Below are 1512 nucleotides of genomic sequence, written 5' to 3'. Positions count from 1 at the left end.
TTCCTTTTATTACTTCACCTTTTGTAGTTTCAACTCCTATTGCTCTTCCCTTATCAACTAATATTTTTTTTACCTCGGTGCTGGTTCGAATGTTATTTTTACTTCTTAGGAAATGGTACATCTTTTTTAATATTTCAGCACTTTTTTCGGTACCTAAATGTCTTATCCTGGTTGGTATTAGCTTTAAATTAGCCCAAGAAGCTTCTTTCTTAATAATATCTATTTGTTCTTCATTGGTGCCATAAACAGTTTTATTTGCTCCGAATTCAAGGTAAATATCATCAACATATTTAATTAAATTAATTATTCTATCTTTATCTATATAATTATCTAAGTGTCCACCAATTTCAGTCGATAAATTGAGTTTACCATCACTAAAGGCACCGGCCCCACCCCAGCCGGACAATAGTGAACAGGGAGAACAATGAAAACAACTCTCTTTTTTACTCCTCATTGGGCACACTCTCTGGTCGAGGTCTTTCCCTTTTTCTAATATCAATATATCCATATTATTTTTTTTCGATAATTCAAGGGCAGTAAAAATGCCTGCTGGCCCTGCCCCTATGATAATAACTTCATACTCTTTCTTTTTCATTTTAACCAACCTTTAAAATATTTTATTCGCCCGTACTAATTTTATAGTATTTTTATAAATAAGACAAATAAAATATAATTATTTTATAAAATAGAAAAATCCCGCCCTCTTTCTAACCAGACGAGATTCATTCTTCACAAATTAAGCTTATTGTCCCTGCATTGAACCCACCTAAACAATGGAAGACCATATCGAATTCTTTTCTGTTTCTCTGGTTAGTGGGTATGGTTAATCATGGTAAACTTTCTACGGCAAATAGTTCATTTTTCCGAATAGATGATTCGAGTAAATTTTTTAGTAAGGGATTTTTTAATTGACTTTTATAAGATTTAAGTGCTCTTTGCTTTAAATTTTCTGTTTCTTCCGACAACATCAATCTTTCCCATCCTCCATCAAAACTAATTAAACTAATTGGCGGTAGGGTGTATAAGTCGGGAGCATATTTTTTGGGACGAGGATACAGATGGTGATGAACTAAGTATTTATAAGCAATTTTTTTATTCGGAGATTGTTCTAATATTTTCTCTATAATTTTGCTGATGGTAGCATGGTCTTGATGAGTATCACCAGGATGAGGGTAGAGGACAATATCGGGATGGTAACTGTCTATTTGATTTTGAAATATTTTTTCTAATTCGGCCTGACTTTGTTGAGCAAGCTTACCGTCTGGATAATTTAAGAAAATTAAATTATTAGTCGGCACTCCCAAAACACTGGTGGCGGTTTTAAATTCCGAGTATCGCAAATCTTTTAAACTACGTTTATTGCCATCGGTAACTAAAACAATGGTAACCTCAGCTTCTCTTTGTACTGATTCGATAATATAACCGCCGCAGGCAATGGTTTCATCATCAGGATGAGGTGAAAAAACCAAAACTTTTTGGCCTTTTTCCGGCAGTTTTACATCATTTAAAAAA

2 protein-coding genes are annotated in these 1512 nt (G+C 33.5%); both read right to left on the bottom strand.

Translation table 11 applies throughout. The annotated features are described in order from the left end of the window. Positions 1-595, bottom strand: a 595-nt coding sequence (locus tag COZ07_RS01505) for an NAD(P)-binding protein (RefSeq protein WP_406606832.1), incomplete at its 3' end; no start/stop codon positions are given. Between the two features lie 232 nt (positions 596-827). After that, positions 828-1512, bottom strand: a 685-nt coding sequence (locus COZ07_RS01500) for a PIG-L deacetylase family protein (protein WP_406606831.1), incomplete at its 5' end; no start/stop codon positions are given.

This window comes from Candidatus Infernicultor aquiphilus (genome assembly GCF_002784285.1).
GTDB classification, from domain to species: domain Bacteria; phylum Atribacterota; class Phoenicimicrobiia; order Phoenicimicrobiales; family Phoenicimicrobiaceae; genus Infernicultor; species Infernicultor aquiphilus.
The sequence above is the reverse complement of the archived record's forward strand: the minus strand, read 5'-3'. Positions and strand labels throughout refer to the sequence as shown.